The organism is Achromobacter spanius (genome assembly GCF_039673305.1).
Lineage (GTDB): Bacteria > Pseudomonadota > Gammaproteobacteria > Burkholderiales > Burkholderiaceae_B > Achromobacter > Achromobacter spanius_F.
This window is the reverse complement of sequence record NZ_JBDJLJ010000007.1, coordinates 23,599-40,346: the sequence shown is the minus strand read 5'-3', so window position 1 is coordinate 40,346 and position 16,748 is coordinate 23,599. Positions and strand designations below refer to the sequence as shown.

Sequence of the window (16,748 nt, the reverse complement as noted above, 5' to 3'; positions counted from 1 at the left end):
ATTGTAAACTCTCGCTCGTGAAACCATCGCTGCGCATCTACCGATCCCTGCCCCCGCCCGACCGCCGCGCCCCTTGCGCGCTGACGATCGGCAATTTCGACGGCGTCCACCGCGGACACCAGGCCATGCTTGCACGCGTCTGCCAAGTCGCCCGCGAGCGTGCGCTGACGCCCGCCGTGATGACCTTCGAACCGCATCCGCGGGAGTATTTCGCCACCCTCAACCAGCGTCCCGAACTGGCGCCCACCCGGATTTCCGGGCTGCGCGACAAGCTGGCCGCCCTGGCGCGCTACGGCATTTCGCAGGTCGTGGTCGAGCGCTTCAATGCCCACCTGGCCGAGATGTCCGCCAATGCCTTCATCGAGCAACTGCTGGTGCATGGCCTGCAGGCCAAATGGCTGCTCGTGGGCGAGGACTTCCGCTTCGGGCACAAGCGCAGCGGGGATATCGATCTGCTGCGTGAAGCGGGCATGGTGCACGGCTTCGAGGTCCAGACGCTGGCGGACGTAACCGACCGCCAGGGCCATCGCATCTCCAGTTCGGAGGTGCGCACCGCGCTGGCGGTGGGCGACCTGGAACGCGCGCGCCATCTGCTGGGGCACCCCTTCCATATCAGCGGGCACGTGATCCACGGCCAGAAACTGGGCCGCACGCTGGGCTTTCCCACGATGAACCTGCGGGTCGCCGAGAGATGCGCCGCGCGATCCGGCATCTATATCGTCCAGGTCTACGGGCTGGCCGACCGCGCCCTGCCCGCCGTGGCCAGCCTGGGCGTGCGCCCGACCGTCGAAGACCGCGGCCGCGTGCTGCTCGAGGCGCACCTGCTCGACGAGACCGTCAATGCATACGGTAAACTCGTACGCGTCGAATTCCTGCAAAAGCTGCGGGACGAAGAAAAATTTCCTGATCTCCCTTCCCTGACTGCCGCCATCGCCGAAGACGCGCGAAACGCGCGCGCCTATTTTGCCGTTCATGGACTATAAAAAGACCCTCAACCTGCCCGATACCCCCTTCCCCATGCGGGGCGACCTTGCCAAGCGCGAGCCCGCCTGGATTTCGCAATGGGAGGAAAACCACGTCTACCAGGCGATCCGGGCGGCCAGCCGCGGCCGGCCGCGCTTCGTGCTGCACGACGGCCCGCCCTATGCGAACGGCGACATTCACATCGGCCACGCGGTCAACAAGATCCTGAAGGACATCATCGTCAAGAGCCGCAACATGGCCGGCTATGACGCGCACTACGTGCCGGGATGGGACTGCCACGGCATGCCCATCGAGATCCAGATCGAAAAGAAGTACGGCAAGCACCTGCCCGTGGCGGAAGTGCAGTCCAAGGCTCGCGCCTACGCGCTCGAGCAGATCGACCGCCAGCGCAAGGACTTCAAGCGCCTGGGCGTGCTGGGCGAGTGGGATCGTCCGTACATGACGATGAACTTCAGCAATGAAGCTGACGAAATCCGCGCCCTGGGCCGCATCCTGGACAAGGGCTACGTGTTCCGCGGCCTGAAGCCCGTGAACTGGTGCTTCGACTGTGGCTCGGCGCTGGCCGAAGCGGAAGTGGAATACGCCGACCGCGTCGATCCGGCCGTGGACGTCGCCTTCCCGTTTGCCGAACACGGCAAGCTGGCGCAGGCCTTCGGCCTGGAGTCCGTGGACGACGGCGCCATCGTCATCTGGACGACCACGCCCTGGACCATCCCGTCCAACCAGGCGCTGAACCTGCATCCGGAAATCGAATACGCGCTGGTGCGCGTGTCGCCGGCGCCCAAGTTCGGCCCCCTGCTGCTGATCGCCAAGGAACGCGTCGAAGCCTGCCTGAAAGCCTGGAACCTGGAAGGCGAAATCATCGCCACGGCGCCCGGCCAGGCGCTGTCGGGCATCGAATTCCGCCACCCGCTGGCGCAGTTCAACGCCGCCTACGACCGCAAGGCGCCCGCCTACCTGGGCGACTACGTGACCGCCGACTCCGGCACGGGCGTGGTGCACTCCGCCCCCGCCTATGGCATCGAGGACTTCGTGTCGTGCAAAGAGCACGGCATGAAGGACACCGACTTCATCAGCCCGGTCATGGGCGACGGCAAGTACGTGGACAGCCTGGCGCTGTTCGGCGGCCTGTCCATCTGGGACGCCAACCCCAAGATCGTCGAAGCGCTGCAGGAAGCCGGCGCGCTGATGCACGTCGAAAAGCACAAGCACAGCTACATGCACTGCTGGCGCCACAAGACGCCGATCATCTACCGCGCCACCAGCCAGTGGTTCGCGGGCATGGACGTCGCCCCCAAGGACGGCGGCCCGACCCTGCGCGAATCGGCGCTGGCCGGCATCGACGCCACCGCCTTCTTCCCGGCCTGGGGCCGCGCGCGCCTGCACGCCATGATCGCCAACCGTCCGGACTGGACGCTGTCGCGCCAGCGCCAATGGGGCGTGCCGATGGCCTTCTTCGTGCACAAGGAAACCGGCGAACTGCATCCGCGCACCCCTGAACTGCTGGAACAGGTGGCGCAGCGCGTCGAGCAGGGCGGCATCGAGGCCTGGCAGGCGATCGAGCCGCGCGATCTGCTGGGCGACGAAGCCGACCAGTACGAAAAGAACCGCGACACGCTGGACGTCTGGTTCGATTCGGGCAGCACGCACGCCACGGTGCTGGGCGGCAAGGACGGCGAATTCGCCGGCTCGCACGGCGCTGAACTGGCCTGGCCCGCCGACCTGTACCTGGAAGGCTCGGACCAGCATCGCGGCTGGTTCCATTCGTCGCTGCTGACCGGCTGCATGCTCTACGGCCAGCCGCCCTACAAGGCGCTGCTGACCCACGGCTTCGTGGTGGACGGCCAGGGCCGCAAGATGAGCAAGTCGGTGGGCAACGTGATCGCCCCGCAAAAGGTATCCGACTCGCTGGGCGCGGAAATCCTGCGCCTGTGGGTGGCTTCCACCGATTATTCGGGCGAACTGTCCATCTCCGACGAGATCCTCAAGCGCGTGGTGGAAGGCTACCGCCGCATCCGCAACACGCTGCGCTTCCTGCTGGCCAACCTGGCCGACTTCGACGCGGTGTCGCAGGCCGTGCCCTATGGCGACCTGTTCGAAATCGACCGCTATGCGCTGGCCATGACGGCGCAGATGCAATCGGAAGTGCAGGCCAACTACGAGCGCTATGACTTCCACCCGGCGGTGTCGCGCCTGCAGACCTTCTGCTCGGAAGACCTGGGCGCGTTCTACCTGGACATCCTGAAAGACCGCCTGTACACGTCGGCCCCCGGCAGCCTGGCCCGCCGCTCGGCGCAGACGGCGCTGCTGGACGTCACGCAGACGCTGCTCAAGCTGATGGCTCCGATCCTGTCGTTCACGGCGGAAGAGGCCTGGAAGGAACTGGTCGCCTCGGCCCTGAAGAACCAGGCCGACGCGGCGCGCACGACCATCTTCACCGAGGTCTACCACGCGCTGCCGCCGTTCGCCGACGCCGACGCCCTGACGGCCAAGTGGACGCGCCTGCGCGCCATCCGCGCCGAAGTCCAGCGCAAGCTGGAAGAAGTGCGCACGGCCGGCGACATCGGTTCGTCGCTGCAGGCCGAAGTCGACCTGTACGCCAATGGCGAAGACCAGCAACTGCTGGCCAGCCTGGGCGACGACCTGCGCTTCGTGCTGATCGTGTCGCGCGCCACCGTGCACGCGGGCGAAGGCGAGACCACCATCCAGGTCACGCCGTCGGCGCACAAGAAGTGCGAACGCTGCTGGCACTGGCGCCTGGACGTGGGCCAGGACGCGAACCATCCCGAGATCTGCGGCCGCTGCGTCTCCAACCTGTTCGGCTCGGGCGAAGCCCGCGACAAGGCTTGAACATGGCCCGCCCCTCCGAAAACGGGGTGACGGGCGCCGCCCCCACCCGCGCCGCACCGGCGCGCGTGGGCGGCTGGCTGGCGCTGGCCGCGCTGATCATCGTGCTGGACCAGCTGACCAAGGTCTACTTCAACACCGCTTTCCAGTACGGCGAACGCGTCAACATCCTGCCGTTCTTCGACTTCACGCTGGTGTTCAACCGCGGGGCCGCCTTCAGCTTCCTCGCATCCGAAGAAGGCTGGCAGCGCTGGCTGTTCACGGGCCTGGGCTGCGTGGCCGCCGTGGTGATCATCTGGATGCTGCGCCGCACGCACGGGCAGCCGCGCTTCAGCCTGGCGCTGACGCTGATCCTGGGCGGCGCCATTGGCAACGTCATCGACCGCGTGGTGTACGGCCACGTGGTGGATTTCCTGCTGTTCTACTGGAAGGACTGGCAGTTCCCCGCCTTCAACCTGGCGGACGTCGGCATCACCTGCGGCGCGGTGCTGCTGGTGCTGGACGAACTGCTGCGCGCCCGCAAGCCGCAGGCCTGACCTTCGGGCAATCCGGCCCCCGGCGCGCTCGCGTCCGGGGCTGAATCTTCAAGCCCGTTCCGGACGGCTTTTGTCTTGGCTTTTGTCCTGGCTTTTGTCCTGGCTTTTGTCCTGTTTGACGCCCCCTGAATGCATGACGAACGGCGCGATGCGGCAATGCAGAATAAAATCACCCTCCATTCCTCGTTTTCACGGCGCTGAACCCGCCGCTCCGCCCTCATGCTCGATCTCGCCCGCAAACGCATCGTCCTCGGACTGACCGGGGGCATCGCCTGCTACAAAATCGCCGAGCTGGTGCGGCGCATGACCGAACAAGGCGCCACGGTGGACGTGGTGATGACCGAGGCGGCCACGCACTTCATCACGCCGGTCACCATGCAAGCCCTGTCGGGCCGGCCGGTGTTCGTGGATGCATGGGATGCGCGCGTGCCCAACAACATGGCGCACATCGACCTGACGCGCGGCGCGGATGCCGTGCTGATTGCCCCCGCCAGCGCCGACTTCATGGCCAAGCTGGCGCACGGCATGGCCGACGACCTGCTTTCCACGCTGTGCCTTGCGCGGGCCTGTCCGCTGCTGGTGGCTCCCGCCATGAACCGCGAAATGTGGGCCAACCCGGCCACGCAGCGCAATGTCGAACAACTGCGCGCCGATGGCGTCAGCGTGCTGGGCCCCGCCGCCGGCGAACAGGCCTGCGGCGAAACCGGCGACGGCCGGATGCTGGAAGCCCACGAGCTGCTGACCGACCTGATCGCCTTCTTCCAGCCCAAGCTCTTGGCCGGCCGCCACGTGCTGCTGACCGCCGGCCCCACCTCCGAACCCGTCGACCCCGTGCGGGTGCTGAGCAACCGCTCGTCCGGCAAGACGGGCTACGCCCTGGCGCGCGCCGCGCGAGAGGCCGGCGCCCGCGTCACGCTGATCACCGGCGCCACTTTCCTGCAGGTTCCGCGCGGCGTGACCGCCCTGCCGGTCACCACCGCGCGCCAGATGCATGACGCCGTGATGGCCAGCGTCGGCGATGCCGACATCTTCATTGCCGTGGCCGCCGTGGCCGACTGGCGCGTGAAGAACGTCAGCACCCAGAAGCTGAAAAAAACCAGCGAAGGCGGCGGCGCGCCCCTGATGGAATTCGAACCCAACCCGGACATCCTGGCCGAAGTGGCCAAGCTCGAAAACGGCCCGTGGTGCGTGGGCTTCGCCGCCGAAACCGAAAAGCTGGCCGAACACGCGGAAGCCAAGCGCGCGCGCAAGGGCATCCCGCTGCTGGTGGGCAACCTGGCGCACAAGGTCATGGACGCCGACACCACGGAACTGGTGCTGTTCGATGCCCAAGGCGCGCATCCGCTGCCCGCCGGCGACAAACTCGACGCCGCGCGCCGCCTGATCGCCGAAATCGCCGCGCGCATGCCTGCCTGACCAGCCGCCCGCGCCCTGCCCCCCCGGCAAACGGCAGGACCCAAAAAAAACGCCAGATCCACCGAGGATCTGGCGTTTTGCTTTGGCGGCTGCGAAGCCGGGCCGGCGCGGCTTACTGCTCCAGGCTGATGTTCGCGGCCTTGACGATATCGGCCCATTGCTTGCGGTCGTTTTCCAGGAATTCGGCGAACTTCTCGGGCGTCATGCCGGTAACGGGTTCCGAACCCAGGCCAGCCATCTTCTCGATGAGCGCGGGCTGCTTGAGCACGTCCTGCAGGGCCGCATAGTAGGCAGCCAGCACGTCGGCAGGCAGGCCGGCCGGGGCAAAGACGCCTTGCCAGGTCGGCATGTCGAAGCCCTTCAGGCCCTGCTCGTCCAGCGTCGGCACGTTGGGCAGCTGGGCTGCGCGCTTGATCGACGCCACGGCGATGGCCTTGACCTTGCCTTGCGAGGCCAGCGGGGCAGCCGTGGAGATGTTGTCCATCGTCATCGCAATGTGGCCGCCCAGCAGGTCGGTGATGACGGGCGCGGCGCCGCGGTAGGCGGCGTGCGGCACCTTCACGCCCAGCTTGTACAGCATGGTCTCGGCGATCAGGTGGTTGGAGATGCCGACGCCGGCGGTGCCATAGGTGGCCGCCGGGGTCTTCTGGAAGTATTCCTTCAGTTCGGCCAGGTTGTTGGCCGGCACGTCCTTGTTCACGATGACCACGTTGGGCTGCACGGCCGCCAGCGTGATCGGCGTGAAGTCGGTGGGCTTGTAGTTCGTGCCCTTGGGGTTCAGGACATGGGTGATGGCCATGGAACCGGCGGCGGCGATGCCGATGGTGTAGCCGTCGGCGGGCGACTGGCTCAGGCGGTAGGCCATGATGTTGCCGCCGGCGCCGGCCAGGTTCTCGACGACGACCGGCTGGCCCAGGCGCTGCGATAGCGGCTCGGCCAGCAGGCGCGCGAGCGTGTCGGCGGAACCGCCCGGCGCGAAGCCGACCAGCAGGCGCACGGGCTTGGCGGGTTTCCAGGCGTCGGCGGCAAGCGCCGGCGTGGCCGTCAGCGCGGTGACGGCGAACAGTGCGCCAGCGGCGCGGTGCAGGGTACGGCTGAACATGAAAAACACTCCCAACAAATGATTGACGAAGACAGCTTCGTCTCCTCTCGCCGCTCGCCCGGACCGGCCGCAGGGTCTGACCATGCGGCCGGGGCTTCGGGACAGCATCCGGCGGCGTTATTCCAGTATTTGCGCAAGCGCCTGCGCGACCATGCGGTTGGACAGCAGCACCGGGCGGCCCGATGCGCGGGCCACGGCCTGGCGCATGTGTTCGGCATAGCCCATGCAATGCATGACGATCAGGTCGCAGGCCGCCAGCTCGCGGCCGGCGGCCTCGAAGTTGCGCGCGGCCTGCGCGGCGTCGGCCTCGTACGGCGAGGCGTGCACCACGTGCGTGCCGCACTCCAGCGGCACCACCATGTGAAAGGCATCGACCTGCGCTTCCAGCGGCACCACCAGGCCGACCTTGCGGCAATGCTGCGACAGGCCGGCGACCAGATGGTCCACAACCTGCTGCGGTTCCACGACCAGGGTGCGCATCGGCGCGATGGCCGTGCCGGTGCATAGCGGCACCAGCACGTCGTAGCCCTCGCCGTCCGCCTGCCGCATCACCTGCGCGAGGCGGGCTTCGGCGGCGGCGGCGTCCAGTTCGATCTGTGCGCCGTCGCGCATGCGCGTGGCGAAACGGTATTCGCCGGGGCGCGGCGCCAGGGCGGCGAGCGCGGCCGCGTCCAGGTCGTCCAGCGCGCCGAATTCATCGATGCGCACATGCGCGCCCAGCAGCGGCGCCATCTCGGGCACCACGTCGCTGCGCGGCGATTGGCCGATGGTGAAGAACGCCACGCGGCGGGAAGCGCGCGCGCTCATTGCGCGGCGCCGTCAGCGCGGCCCACGGTCTGCAGGTGCGCCATCGACCCGTAGCGGGCCTGCAGCGCGCTCCATTCGGCGTCGTCGAAAAAGGTCATCGTGCGCTGGCCATACAGTTTGGCGATCTCGATGCAGAAGCGCATGGCCACGTCGGCGTCCACCGCGTTCGTGACGCCCGTGGCGCAACCCGGCACGGTGGTCTGCGCCGTCAGCGCCACGCCCACGACGGGCGCGTCCGTGACGATCGTCGGCTGCATCAGGGAGTTCACGTGCCAGAGCCCGTTTTCGTAGGGCGTGATGTCCTGCGTCGTCAGCGGCAGCGTCACTGGCAGCTCGCCGCTGACCCAGCCCATGACGTCGAGCATGGTTTCCGGGATGCGCAGCAGATAGCCTTGCTTGGCCACCGGCGTCAGCGCGACGCCGCGCTTGTTGACGAGGCGGTTGCCGCGCGTCGTGTCCACGGACAGGATCGCGTCCATGCGCGGGTCGACTTCGTGCGACATCATTTCGCGCATCGGAAACGGCGAGCGCATCATCGGCACCGGGTGATGCGGCCGGGTGCCGGCGCGCGGGCAGATATGGGTGCGGATGCGCACCGTGCCGGGCATGACGTCGCCCTGGCGGGCCATGGCCATCAGCTTGAGCGCGGCGGCAATGGCCACCACCGCCCCGTCGCTGTCGGACACCAGGCCGGTGACGGCGGGACGGGCGCCGATGCCGCCCAGCCGGCCCACGATGCCCAGTTGCGGCGCCGATGCATCGGCGCCGGGAATGACGATGGACAGGAACTCCGTGGCGGCGCCGTCTCGTTCGAGGCGGGTCACTTGCACTTCGCAGTCGCCGGCGGCGCGCAGGACCTGCGCGACGGCCTCGCCCGTGACGTGCGCGGACGACAGCAGTTCGATGGTGTCGATGACCTGCTTCATGCCGGGATCTCCACGGGGCCGGGGCGGAACATGCGCGGTTCTTCGTGGCCCTTGAACAGCGGCGCATCGTGCGGGCCGACCAGCGCGATCTTGTGGCCGCGCACGCGCAGCGCGGCGCCTTCCGGCAGGCCCAGCACGGGCATGGACGGATTCAGCGTGCAGTACTCCGCCAGGCGCTGGGCGCGCGTTTCCCCGCGATGGCCCGGCGGATGGGCGTTGGTGTAGTGCGGGTTGATCTGGAAGGACAGCAGGCCCAGCGCATCAAAGCCCTGCGGATCCGTGATCGGCATGTCGTTCGTCGTGCAGATGGTCGGGCAGGTCAGGTTGGAACCCGCGCTCCAGCCCAGATAGGCCGCGCCTTCGCGCACGCGGCGCGTCACGACGTCAAGCAGGCCCTGGCGGCGCAGCTGGCCCAGCAGGTTGAACGTGTTGCCGCCGCCGACGATGATGACCGCCGCGCCGTCGAGCGCCGCGACCGGATCCGGGGCGCGGTGCAGGCCCTGGATGCCCAGGCCGGTGTCCGCCAGCGCCGACGCGACCAGCGCCGTGTAGTCGTCCCAGTTGCGCGTCACGCCCGCGTACGGCACGAACACGGCCGGCGCGCCTTGCGGCAGGGACTCGATCAGTTCGCGGATGTCGGCCATGGCGTGGACCAGGTAGCCGGCGTCGCTGCTGGAATTGCTGAGAAGCAGAAGGTTCATGGAGAAGGTTTCCGGTAAGGAGATTTTCTGGCGGCGTCCCCTGCGGGACGCCGCCGCGGATTCAGGGGATCAGGTCAGCCAATAGGGATCGTTCAGCTCGCGGCCCAGCGCCGCCACCTGGTCGAGCACGGATTCGCGCAGGCGCGCCACCCGCGCGGCGTCCGCCTGGAAGGACACGAAAGACAGGCACAGCCCCCGCAATTCCCCGGTGGCCGGATCGCGCACCGCGGCGGCCACGGCGCCGATGCCGGGCATGGCCTGGTCGATGGCGACGCCGCAATGGTCCGCGCGGGTCTGCGCCACCAGGCGGGCCAGGTCGCCGACGGTGGCGGGGCAATCGCGCCCTTCCACCGGCAGGGGCTGCGAAGCGTCCGCGCCGTACAGCGCCTGGAACTCGGCGTCGGTCAGCCGGGACAGCAGCGCCCGCCCCATTGCGGTGCCCGAGGCGGCGCGGCGCGATCCGGGCGGCGACAGCACCTGCACGGGGTGCGAACCGTTCAGCCGCTGCAGCACGACCGTCTCGCGGTGATTCAGGGTGGACAGGTAGGCGGTAAGCCCGCTGTCGTCCGACAGGCGCGCCAGCACGGCGCGGCAGGCCTCGTCCAGCGGAGTGGCGGCCATGCCCGCGCGCACGGCCTGGGTCAGCAGCGTGCCGGGACGATAGCGGCGGGTGGCCGCGTCCTGGTCGAGCATGCCGTAGTTCTGCATCTGGTTCAGCAATCGCGAGGCCGTGCTCTTGGGCATGGCCAGCCGGGCTGCGACTTCCGTGAAGCTCAATTCGGCTGCGCCTTCCGCGTAGAGCGAAAGCACGCGTTGAACGCCGTCTAGAATACTCATGCTTGTTCCATAAAACGGAACCATAGTTCCTTAATATCGAACAAGAATAATGCAAGCAGTGGAAACAGGTCAACCAGCGCGAATCATGAAAAAAGCCCCCGCATGCGGGGGCCTTGGCCAGGCGACGCGGAACGGCCGCGCTAGCGGGTGGTCAGCTCCGACCATTGGGCCAGGGGCAGCGGCGGCTGGGCATGCAGGATGCGACCCAGCACCAGCTTCAGTTCAGCCCACCCGCCGCGGTCGCTCGGCCAGACGGAAGGCGTCACCGGCTTCCAGGCGCCATCGGCGGTCCGTTCGGCCATCTTGAAGCGGAAGGTGTAGTGACCGGCCATGCCCATGCGTAGGTCCGACACCACCAGGGCATCGCCGATGGCGTCATATCGCAGCCAGTCGTCCGTGAACCAGCGTAGCCGATCGTGCAGCGGCACGCCCGCCAGCGCCTGGCCGATGTCCAGGTTCAGCGGCAGGCGCAGCCATTCCGGCGGATCCCGGTCGAACAGGCTGCTGACCGACTCGTAGTAGTGGCCATCCGGCGTCTTGGCGATCACGCGCCACACCAGGGTATTGAACGGCATGGGGATGGCTCTGAGTTCGGCGGCGGCGATGCCCTGCTCCTGCATGGCGTCGCGCACGCGGTGCTCGGCCGCCATGCGCCCCGCCAGGCCGAAGCCCAGGTAGGCCGTGCTGAAGATCAGCGCCGCAACCAGGAATCGACGCGCGGCGGGCTTCAGTCCGAAAGCGATCGCGAACAGCACCGCCGCCAGCAGCGGCACCGTGTAGACCGGATCGATGATGAACACCGCCGACCAGCTCTCCGGTATGGCCGCCAGCGGCCAGAACAGCTGTGTCCCGTAGACGGTGAAGGCGTCCAGGATGGGATGCGTCACCAGCACCAGCCACAACGTCAGGAACAGCCGTCTTCCGCTGTAGGGCGCCTGAGGCCAGTATTTGCGGATCAGCCAGGCAAGCAGCATCGCCAGTCCGGTCAGCACGAAAACCGAATGCGAGAAGCCGCGGTGATAGGTCATGAGCGACACGGGATCGGGATAGCTCATCAGGACGTCCAGATCCGGCACGGTGGCCAGGGCCGCGCCGTAGATCAGCGCCCGCCTGCCCTGAACACGCCCCAGCATGGCGCCCTGTATGCTGGCGCCCAGCACCGCTTGTGTAACTGAATCCATGGTTCTCCAACGTTGAGCTTGCGCCATTTGGCCTAGACGCCCTGCGGCGGCCCGCGCAGGCGTTAACATACCCGATTGCGTTCAGCTAATTTTCAACTTCGCATTCATGGACCAATACATCACCGAAATCGGCCAGTTCATCGAGGCCAACCAGGCCTGGGCGGGGCCCATCACCTTCCTGCTCACGCTGGGCGAGTCCATGGTACTCCTGGGCCTTTTCATTCCCGCGACCGCCCTGATGCTGCTGACGGGCGGCCTGATCGGGTCCGGCACGCTGGCGCCCGGAGGCATCCTCGCCTGGGGCATCGCCGGCGCCATCGTCGGCGACGCGCTGTCCTACGGGCTGGGCCGCTGGCTGGGCCCCGGCGTGCTGCGCCGCTGGCCTCTCAAGCAACAGCGCACCGGCGTGGCGCGCGCCCGGCTGTTCTTCTACCGCTACGGCTTTGCGTCGGTCCTGATCGGCCGTTTCCTCGGCCCCATCCGCTCCACCATTCCCACGGTCGCCGGCGTGATGGGCATGGCGCACAGCCGCTTCCAGCTGGCGAACGTGCTGTCCGCCGTGCTCTGGCTGCCACTGATGCTGGCGCCGGGCTACATCACCGCGCGCAGCCTGGGCGCTGCCGAAAACGCCCAGCAGATCGCCATGATGATCGGCGCGGGCCTCTCCGTTTTGCTAGGATGCGGGCTACTGCTAGCCATGCTGCGCAAGCGCCGCCAACCGGTGCGCGTGCGGCGGGGCAACTGAACCGGAGAGCCTGATGGCCATTGATGGCGAGCCCAAGAACGGCGATTTCGCGCGCTACATCGAAACCCTGACGCGCACGGGCGCCGCTGCGCCCGGCCGGGAATCCGATCGACGCGATGCCCGCCGCGAAGCGCCGCCACGGCCCGCGCCTGCCACGCCCGGCTCGCTGTCCGACGCCCCCTGGGGCAACGCCGCGCCGCCGCCCCTGCAGTCGCGGAACGCCCCTTCGCCCGGCGCCACCGCGCCCGGCCAGGCCGACGAAGCCACGGTCTCGCTGGCCCGGCGCGCGCGCCAGCGCAAGCTCGGCGTGGTGCTGACGGTGGCGGGCATGCTGGCCGGCTGGGCGGCCGTCAACATCGGGTTCCGCGCGCTGCACAATCCCCGCTTCGACATGGACGAGCTGCTGCCCGCCCTCTTCCTGGCGTTCTTTGCCTTCATGCTGTTCAAGGCGGCCAGCGGCGCGCGCAATCCACGCAAGACGCCCCTGGAAAAACTGCCGCCGCTGACGCCTTCGTCGTACCGCAAGGACGGGGGCTGAGGCCGGACGGACGGCTGGCGCATTGGTGCTAACATTTCCGCCCAGTCGCAAAGACCCCCACGAATACCGGAGTGAAAGTGAATAACGTTGTCGGATTGAACCAGGCCCAGGCGGCCACGATGCTGAAGCTGCAAGGCCACCTGAACAGCATGATCAATCCGGACTGGATCAACGGCGGGGCCCGCTTCCTGCGCGCCGCCTTCGTCGAATCGGCCGAGGCCCTGGAACACTACGGCTGGAAGTGGTGGAAGAAGCAGACCATCGACCTGCCCCAGGTGCAGATGGAGCTGGTGGACATCCTGCATTTCTACCTGTCGCACACGATCGTCCAGGCGGGCGGCGACGTCGAGGCCGCCGCGCGCGCGCTGGTGGCCGACCTGGCCTCGCCCGGCACCGTCGCGCTGGACGGCAAGTCCCATGCGCTGGACGCGCTGAACGTGCCTGAACTGCTGGAGCTGATCGGCGGCCTGGCGGTCTGCGGCCGCGCCAGCTTCAAGGTCCTGGAACAGACCATGACCGCCTGCGAGATGAGCTGGAACGACGCCTACACGCAATACGTGTCCAAGAACGTGCTGAACATCTTCCGCCAGCAGCACGGCTACAAGGAAGGCACCTACATCAAGATCTGGAACGGCGAGGAAGACAACGTCGTGCTGGCCCGCCTGCTGTCGCAGCAGGATCCCGCCAGCGCCGATTTCGCCGACGTCCTGCATCGCGAGCTGGAACTGACGTACTCGCGCCTGTAAACCGCGCGACGCCGGGCCAGAAAAAAACGCCGCATTGCGGCGTTTTTTGCGTTGGCGACGCGGCCTTGCCTATCGCTGGCCGAAGCGCGTCTCGCCGAACAGGGCCTTCAGTTCACGCGGCTGCGAGCGCCAATACTGGCGCGGCGCATCGACCTGGCCGCCCAGTTGGGCGGCGGCATGCCAGGGCCAGCGCGGATCGTAGAGCATCCCGCGCGCCAGCGCGATCATGTCGGCCTGGCCTTGCGCGACGATGTCCTCGGCCTGCTGCGCCTCGGTGATCAGGCCCACGGTGATGGTGGGCATGCCGATCTTGCGCTTGATCTCGTCGGCGAACGGCACCTGGTAGTTCGGCCCCACCGGGATCTTCTGCTGCGACGACACGCCACCGCTGGACACATCGATGAATTCACAGCCGCGGGCTTTCAGCGCCTGCGCGAACACCAGCGTCTGTTCAAGGTCCCAGCCGCCGTCGACCCAGTCGGTGGCGGACACGCGCACGCCCAGCGCCACCTCGGGCGGCGTGATCTCACGCAACGTCTGGAAAACTTCCAGCGGAAAGCGCATGCGGTTTTCCAGCGAGCCGCCATAGGCGTCGTCGCGCCGGTTCGCCAGCGGCGACAGGAACTGGTGCAGCAGGTAGCCGTGCGCGGCGTGCAACTCGATGGCGTCGAAGCCCAGCCGGATGGCGCGGCGCGCGCTGTCGACGAACGCGTCGCGCACGCGCTCGAGGCCGGCGGCATCCAGCGCATGGGGCGCGGGTTCATGCGCATTGTGCGGCACCGCCGACGGCGCCCATCCCTGCCAGCCGCCTTCGCTGGCCGGCACGAGCTGGCCGCCGTTCCAGGGCGCGTCGCTGGAGGCCTTGCGGCCGGCATGGCCCAGCTGGATGCCCAGCTTGATGGGCGAGTAGCGGCGCACCGCCGCGACCACCTTGCCCAGCGCGGCCTCGGTTTCGTCGGACCACAGGCCGAGATCTCCCGGAGAAATGCGGCCGTCGGGTTCCACCGCGGTGGCCTCCGTGAACAGCAGCGCGGCGCCGGACAATGCCAGATGCCCCAGATGGATCATGTGCCAGTCGGTCGCGCGGCCTTCTTCCGCCGAGTATTCGCACATGGGCGCAATGACGATGCGATTGGCCAGTTGTACGTTGCCGATTGACGTGGTGCTGAACAGGTGACTCATGCGTGAAACTCCGGAGCATTGGACGCCACAGCATAGCGCCCGCGCGCCGAAAGGGCAGCAATCCCGGGGCCTGCGGCAGGGTTAAACCCCGCCGGACCGGCGCATGCCTATTGCCCTTCGATCACCGAATCCAGGAACTGGCGCGTGCGCGCCTCTTTGGGCTGGCTGAACAGCACCGACGATTCGGCGTCCTCGACGATGTTGCCCTGGTCGAAGAACAGCGTGCGGTCGGAACTGCGCTCGGCGAATTTCATCTGGTGCGTGACGATGATCATGGTCATGCTGCGGCGTGCCGACAGGTCGCGCAGGATCTGCAGGATGCCGCCCACCAGTTCCGGATCGAGCGCGGAGGTCACCTCGTCGAACAGCATGATTTCCGGACACATCGCCAGTGCGCGCGCAATGCCCACGCGCTGCTTCTGTCCGCCCGACAATTGCGCGGGATAGACGTCCAGCTTGTCGCCCAGCCCCACCATTTCCAGGTATTCGACGGCGCGCTCGCGCGCCTGGTCCCGGGACATGCCCAGCACATGCAGCGGCGCTTCCATGGCGTTGCCCAGCGCGGTCATGTGCGGGAACAGGTTGAAGTGCTGGAACACCATGCCGATCTTGCCACGCACCTTGCGCAGGTACTCGGAGTTCGGACCCGCCGGACGGCCCTGCTCGTCGGTCCACATCGGCTGGCCGTCGATCTCGATGTCGCCGCTGCTGGGCCGGTCCAGCGTCATCAGCACGCGCAGCAAGGTGGACTTGCCCGACCCCGAGGGGCCGATGACTGCCACCGTCTGGCCCGCCGGAATCTCCAGGTTGATGCCGCGCAGGACTTCCAGGTCCCCGTAGCGCTTGTGCAGATTCTTGATGTTCACGCTGGCGCTCATCGCTTTCCTCCATATCGTTGCAGGCGGGCCTCCAGGCCGCGCACGCCCCATGCCGCGACCAGGCTCAGCGCCAGGAACAGCACGCCCACCAGGGTCAGGGGCTCGGTGTACCGGAACGTCGAGGATCCGATCATCTTGCTTTGCTGCAGCAGTTCGACCACGGTGATGGCCGACAGCAGCGGCGTGTCCTTGAACATCGCCACCAGGTAGTTGCCCAGCGCCGGCACCACGGGCGGGATCGCCTGCGGCAGGACCACGCCGATGGCGGTACGCCAGCGCGACATGTTCAGCGCCGTGGCCGCTTCCCACTGGCCGCGCGGCACCGCCTCGATGCCGGCGCGGTAGACCTCGGCGCAATACGTGGCGTAATGCAGGCCCAGGGCCACGATGCCGGTCATGAGCGGAGACATCCGCGCCCCCGTCAAGGGCAGCACGTAGAACAGGAAGTACATCTGCACCAGCAGCGGCGTGCTGCGCACGAACTCGATGAAAAAGGCCGTGGGCAGCGACACGATGCGCAGGCGGGATCGGCGCAGCATCGCCAGCACCAGGCCCAGCGTGACGGCCACCAGCATCCCCATCACCGTGGCCTGGATCGTGATGACCAGCGCGGAACCCAGCGTGGGCAGGATTTCCAGGGCGAAAGACCAGTCGAATATCGGTGTCATCGGACGCGGACCCTCCGCTCAAGCAGGCGCACGCCTGCCGTGATCAGCAGCGCCACCGCGAAGTACATCAGGAGCATCAGCGTGAAGATCTCGGTGGTGCGCAGGGTTTCGCTGCGCAGCAGCTGGCCGCGGAACGTCAGGTCGGTGATGGTGATCAGCGACACCAGCGCGGTGTTCTTCAGCAGTTCGATCAGCAGGTTGCCGGCGGGCGGCAGCATGGCCGGCACGGCCTGCGGCAGCACGATGCGGCGCATGATCTGGCCGCGCGTCAGGTTCAGCGCCACGCCCGCTTCGCGCTGGCCCGGCGGCACGGCACGGATGGCGCCGCGCACCACTTCGGCGCCATACGCCCCGGCATTCAGCGCCAGCACCACGATGCCCACCAGCATGGCCGGCAGTTGGACCCCGAACAGCGGGAGCACGAAGTAGAACCAGAAGAGCTGCACCAGGGCGGAGGTGCCCCGGAAGACTTCGACATAGACCGACGCCAGCCACCGCACCGGCGTCGCGGACGACAGGCGGCCCATGCCGGACAGCAGCGCCAGCGGCACCGCCAGCACGACCGCGCCGGCCATGATCTGGAGCGTGACGGCCAGCCCCTCGAGCAGGGGCGGCACGAGCTCCGCGATATGTTCTGAGATCAACTGCATCGGC

Annotated in this window: 17 protein-coding genes; 7 read left to right on the top strand and 10 right to left on the bottom strand. The window is 67.7% G+C overall.

The window, feature by feature from the left end; translation table 11 throughout:
• Nucleotides 1–17 precede the first annotated feature (17 nt).
• From ABE485_RS08970 to coaBC, 4 genes are all read left to right on the top strand, one after another.
• Entirely contained in the window at nucleotides 18–983 is a 966-nt protein-coding gene (locus tag ABE485_RS08970; protein ID WP_346514943.1) for a bifunctional riboflavin kinase/FAD synthetase, read from the top strand.
• On the top strand, nucleotides 973–3,834 hold the full coding sequence (ileS, locus tag ABE485_RS08965; RefSeq protein WP_346514942.1) for an isoleucine--tRNA ligase: 2,862 nt from the start codon (nucleotides 973–975) through the stop codon (nucleotides 3,832–3,834). Before ABE485_RS08970 ends, ileS begins: the two co-directional genes overlap by 11 nt.
• 2 nt (nucleotides 3,835–3,836) lie before the next feature.
• Nucleotides 3,837–4,367 (top strand): signal peptidase II, encoded by a 531-nt coding sequence (lspA, locus tag ABE485_RS08960; protein ID WP_346514941.1) that lies wholly within the window; start codon nucleotides 3,837–3,839, stop codon nucleotides 4,365–4,367.
• Nucleotides 4,368–4,586: 219 nt separating this feature from the next.
• Nucleotides 4,587–5,783 (top strand): bifunctional phosphopantothenoylcysteine decarboxylase/phosphopantothenate--cysteine ligase CoaBC, encoded by a 1,197-nt coding sequence (gene coaBC, locus ABE485_RS08955; protein WP_346514940.1) that lies wholly within the window; start codon nucleotides 4,587–4,589, stop codon nucleotides 5,781–5,783.
• Nucleotides 5,784–5,895: 112 nt separating this feature from the next.
• Here coaBC and ABE485_RS08950 read toward each other — a convergent pair whose 3' ends face one another.
• From ABE485_RS08950 to ABE485_RS08925, 6 genes are all read right to left on the bottom strand, one after another.
• Nucleotides 5,896–6,885, bottom strand: coding sequence for a Bug family tripartite tricarboxylate transporter substrate binding protein (locus ABE485_RS08950; protein WP_346514939.1), 990 nt, complete (start codon nucleotides 6,883–6,885; stop codon nucleotides 5,896–5,898).
• A 117-nt stretch (nucleotides 6,886–7,002) separates the two neighbouring features.
• The gene (locus ABE485_RS08945) at nucleotides 7,003–7,692 is read right to left on the bottom strand and encodes an AroM family protein (protein WP_346514938.1); all 690 of its coding nucleotides are present in this window, start codon (nucleotides 7,690–7,692) and stop codon (nucleotides 7,003–7,005) included.
• Complete coding sequence (locus ABE485_RS08940; RefSeq protein WP_346514937.1) at nucleotides 7,689–8,618, bottom strand: DUF1177 domain-containing protein; 930 nt, start codon at nucleotides 8,616–8,618, stop codon at nucleotides 7,689–7,691. Before ABE485_RS08940 ends, ABE485_RS08945 begins: the two co-directional genes overlap by 4 nt.
• Complete coding sequence (gene pepE, locus ABE485_RS08935; protein WP_346514936.1) at nucleotides 8,615–9,319, bottom strand: dipeptidase PepE; 705 nt, start codon at nucleotides 9,317–9,319, stop codon at nucleotides 8,615–8,617. The genes ABE485_RS08940 and pepE overlap by 4 nt, the downstream gene beginning before the upstream one ends.
• Nucleotides 9,320–9,388: 69 nt before the next feature.
• Nucleotides 9,389–10,156, bottom strand: coding sequence for an IclR family transcriptional regulator (locus ABE485_RS08930; RefSeq protein WP_346514935.1), 768 nt, complete (start codon nucleotides 10,154–10,156; stop codon nucleotides 9,389–9,391).
• Nucleotides 10,157–10,296: 140 nt separating this feature from the next.
• Nucleotides 10,297–11,337, bottom strand: coding sequence for a metal-dependent hydrolase (locus ABE485_RS08925; protein WP_346514934.1), 1,041 nt, complete (start codon nucleotides 11,335–11,337; stop codon nucleotides 10,297–10,299).
• Between the two features lie 106 nt (nucleotides 11,338–11,443).
• Here ABE485_RS08925 and ABE485_RS08920 point away from each other — a divergent pair, with 106 nt between their 5' ends.
• The 3 genes from ABE485_RS08920 (at nucleotide 11,444) to ABE485_RS08910 (ending at nucleotide 13,366) form a co-directional block, all read left to right on the top strand.
• A complete protein-coding gene (locus ABE485_RS08920; RefSeq protein ID WP_346514933.1) occupies nucleotides 11,444–12,082 on the top strand; it encodes a DedA family protein in 639 nt (212 codons plus the stop codon).
• 13 nt (nucleotides 12,083–12,095) lie between these two features.
• Entirely contained in the window at nucleotides 12,096–12,620 is a 525-nt protein-coding gene (locus ABE485_RS08915) for a hypothetical protein (protein ID WP_346514932.1), read from the top strand.
• Between the two features lie 95 nt (nucleotides 12,621–12,715).
• Nucleotides 12,716–13,366, top strand: a complete 651-nt coding sequence (locus ABE485_RS08910; protein ID WP_346515056.1) for a dUTPase — start codon at nucleotides 12,716–12,718, stop codon at nucleotides 13,364–13,366.
• A 69-nt stretch (nucleotides 13,367–13,435) separates the two neighbouring features.
• On the opposite strand, the gene ABE485_RS08905 is transcribed toward ABE485_RS08910, so the two are convergent.
• The 4 genes from ABE485_RS08905 to ehuC form a co-directional block, all read right to left on the bottom strand.
• On the bottom strand, nucleotides 13,436–14,548 hold the full coding sequence (locus tag ABE485_RS08905; protein WP_346514931.1) for an NADH:flavin oxidoreductase/NADH oxidase: 1,113 nt from the start codon (nucleotides 14,546–14,548) through the stop codon (nucleotides 13,436–13,438).
• Between the two features lie 107 nt (nucleotides 14,549–14,655).
• Nucleotides 14,656–15,426, bottom strand: a complete 771-nt coding sequence (ehuA, locus tag ABE485_RS08900) for an ectoine/hydroxyectoine ABC transporter ATP-binding protein EhuA (protein WP_346514930.1) — start codon at nucleotides 15,424–15,426, stop codon at nucleotides 14,656–14,658.
• The gene (gene ehuD, locus ABE485_RS08895; RefSeq protein ID WP_346514929.1) at nucleotides 15,423–16,094 is read right to left on the bottom strand and encodes an ectoine/hydroxyectoine ABC transporter permease subunit EhuD; all 672 of its coding nucleotides are present in this window, start codon (nucleotides 16,092–16,094) and stop codon (nucleotides 15,423–15,425) included. The genes ehuA and ehuD overlap by 4 nt, the downstream gene beginning before the upstream one ends.
• On the bottom strand, nucleotides 16,091–16,744 hold the full coding sequence (ehuC, locus tag ABE485_RS08890) for an ectoine/hydroxyectoine ABC transporter permease subunit EhuC (RefSeq protein ID WP_346514928.1): 654 nt from the start codon (nucleotides 16,742–16,744) through the stop codon (nucleotides 16,091–16,093). Before ehuC ends, ehuD begins: the two co-directional genes overlap by 4 nt.
• Nucleotides 16,745–16,748: the final 4 nt, after the last annotated feature.